The organism is Synechococcus sp. R55.7 (assembly GCF_047461955.1).
GTDB lineage: Bacteria > Cyanobacteriota > Cyanobacteriia > Thermostichales > Thermostichaceae > Thermostichus.
The window spans coordinates 1-2967 of sequence record NZ_JANSIC010000273.1; the positions used below are offsets into that span (position 1 = coordinate 1).

Here is a 2967-nt window from a genome sequence, read left to right on the forward strand (position 1 = left end):
TTGGCGCGGCGGCTGCGGGGTGGGTTCGATGCCCTCTGGACGGTGGCGGAGATCGTGTTGTTTGTGCTACTGGGAGCGTCGCTGGATCTGGGGGTGCTGGGATCCGTGTTCTGGCCGGGCTTGCTGCTCTTGACCTTGAGTCTGCTGCTGGGGCGGGGCCTGGGTTGGTGGCTTTCCACTCTGGGAAGCAATTGGAACGGGCGGGAGCGGCTGTTTTTGCTACCGGGCAACATGGCCAAGGCGACGGTGCAGGCGGCTATTGGTGGGATCCCTTTGGCCCAAGGGATCCCCGGTGGGGAGATCATTTTGGCTTTGGCGGCTCTGTCGATTTTGGTCACGGCCCCCCTGGGTGCTTGGCTGACCCAGGTGTGTGCTCCCCGGCTTTTGGAAAAAGGAGAGGTGGATCCCACCAAGGTAGGCAGCCAGGGCAAGGTGAGCTTTTTGGCAGCGGTGGACACCTCCCCTTTGGCCGAAGCCGTGCTGCGCAAGGTGGCCGATTTGGCGCGGCGGGTGGATGGGGAAGTGATTGTGTTGCATGTTACCGATAAGCCGCAGGGGAAAGGGGTAGAACTGTTGCGGCAACTCACCCAGCGTCTTTTGGCGGATATTCGCCACCAGTTTTGCTTGGCCTCGGGGCCCTTGGCAGAGACCATCGTAACCCTAGCTCAGGAGCGGCAGGTAACCGACATCGTCATGGGCAAGCGGGGCCACCGCGGCTGGGAGCAGGTTTTGGTGGGATCCACTTCCCAAGCGGTGTTGGAAACCAGCCCGATTCCGGTAATTTTGGTAGAGGAAGAGGACTTCAAGAGAAGCAGGATCCCTATCTCTGAGGGCAGAAAAAGCTAAGGATCCCACCTTTTCCGTAGGAAGTTCTGGGAACACAGTTCAAGGAGAATAGATGCGCTTGCAATCGGTGTGGGCTTACCTAAACCATGGCTTGGTCTCTCCCAGTTTGAGAGTTCCCTTTGCGGTTGCGTTGGGGGCTATTGGCGGATCCCTGAGTCGCTACTATCTATCCCTCTGGTTTGCGGAGCGATTTGGCCCTAGCTTTCCCTACGGAACCCTGATCATCAACTTATCGGGTTGTGTGGTCATGGGTTGGTTCATGACCGTGGCTATGGAACGCCCTGAGATCTCACCGGAAATTCGCCTGCTGTTCGGGGTGGGATTCCTGGGTTCCTACACCACCTTTTCTACCTATGAACTGGATACCTTTAGCCTCTGGCAGCAACATCGCTTTGCTGCTGGGCTTGTCTATTGGCTCGGTTCTTGCCTATTTGGAGCCTTGGCTATGGAGCTTGGGATCCTGTTGGCACGATTGTGGCGATAACGTTTAACGTAACCCCTATCAATCAGCAATCTATCCATCCAAAAGCCAGGTGCAGCAACTGGTCATTTTGGGCAATAACTTTTTTCTTAAAAGCACCGGGATCCCCACTAGTCAACCCCCTGGAATTTCTTATCTTAAGGAGCACTCTTCACCAAAGCAATATACAGTTTTTCCAGCGTTACTCACTACAGCCAATGCCAGCCAATCTCTTGCCTGACAAGGATCCCACTTCACTGTAGACCTTATGTGAAGCGGAAAAATCTGTAACCATGACAATCGCAACAGCCCAAAGACAAAAGGGATACAAGTATGCTAGATGATGAACCAGAAGTTTATAAATTGGATATTTACATCGGCGAGTCAGACCGTTGGCAAGGGAAGCCTCTCTACCTGGCTCTGCTGGAGCTAGGTCGTCAGCGTGGGCTAGCTGGTGGTACTGTGGTGCGAGCTATTGCTGGCTTTGGTCGAAACAGTCATATTCGCAGCAGTAACCTTCTAGAGCTTTCCACAGATCTGCCCATTTTGGTAACTTTCATCGACACGCCGGAAAAAATCAAAGCCTTTCTACCGGAAGTAAAAACTCTGATGCATGACGGTCTAGTTACTTGCCATAGGGTACAAGTATTCCATCATGTTCCTCATCAACAACAATAGTCCAGATCTGAAAATAGATTCCCCATTGCCAAGGAGCTGGTTATGCCCGATTCCCCTTCTGCCCTGCGCTTTATTGTTTTGCTGGGGATCGTCAGCCTCTGCGCCGATGCCACCTACGAAGGGGCACGCAGCATTTCTGGAGCTTTTTTGGGATCCCTAGGGGCCAGCGGCACGGTGGTGGGCCTGGTGGCCGGCGGGGGGGAGCTATTGGCCTATGGCTTGCGCTTGGGAGTGGGGTATTGGAGCGACCAGCTGGGCAGGGATCCCTTGCACCGCAGTCGGGGGCACTGGCAGCTCACCACCTTGGGCTATGTCATCAACACAGCGGTGATCCCGGCTTTGGCCTGGGTGGGCAGTTGGCCTTGGGCCGCCGTGCTGCTCTTGGCCGAGCGGACCGGCAAAGGGATCCGCACCCCGCCGCGGGACGTGTTGCTTTCTCATGCAGCCCTGCAGGTGGGACGGGGCTTGGGGTTTGGCCTGCATGAGACCCTAGATCAAATTGGGGCAGTGGCAGGGCCGCTGCTGGTGGCAGCCATGCTAGGAGCGGGATATGGCTTCCGGGGCGCGTTTTTGGCCTTGGGGATCCCGGCAGCGGTGGGGCTGGCGGCTTTGGGGCTAGCGCAATGGCTGTATCCCAGTCCGCGCGACTTTGAGCCGGAGCCGGAGATGACTCCAGCAAAAGGCTTGCCCAAAGTTTTCTGGCTGTATCTTTTGGCAGCAGCCTGTGTGGCTATGGGGTTTGCGGATTTTCCCCTCATTGCCCTGCATCTGCAACAACAGTCAGGGAGCGATGGGGCAGGGATCCCTTTGCTCTATGCCCTGGCCATGGGGGTGGATGCCCTAGCAGCCCTGGGCTGTGGCTGGCTGTTTGACCGCGTGGGGCTGTGGAGCCTGCTGGGAGCGGTGGCGGTATCGGCTGGATTTGCGCCGCTGGCCTTTTCCGGTACCTATGCTCTGACGGTGCTGGGCATGGTGCTCTGGGG

The 2967-nt window shown here is 56.7% G+C and carries 4 protein-coding genes; all 4 read left to right on the forward strand.

Annotated elements, in window-relative coordinates; translation table 11 throughout:
- The coding region (locus tag NW820_RS11575; RefSeq protein WP_414407553.1) for a universal stress protein at positions 1-846 on the forward strand (846 nt) is incomplete at its 5' end.
- A 52-nt stretch (positions 847-898) separates the two neighbouring features.
- Positions 899-1330 carry a fluoride efflux transporter CrcB gene (gene crcB / locus NW820_RS11580; RefSeq protein ID WP_414331492.1) on the forward strand — a complete coding sequence of 144 codons (432 nt, stop codon included), beginning with the start codon at positions 899-901 and terminating at the stop codon, positions 1328-1330.
- Between the two features lie 309 nt (positions 1331-1639).
- Positions 1640-1984, forward strand: coding sequence for a DUF190 domain-containing protein (locus NW820_RS11585; protein ID WP_011431825.1), 345 nt, complete (start codon positions 1640-1642; stop codon positions 1982-1984).
- 42 nt (positions 1985-2026) lie between these two features.
- Positions 2027-2967 (forward strand): MFS transporter (locus NW820_RS11590; protein ID WP_414407554.1); only part of this gene is annotated, 941 nt, incomplete at its 3' end.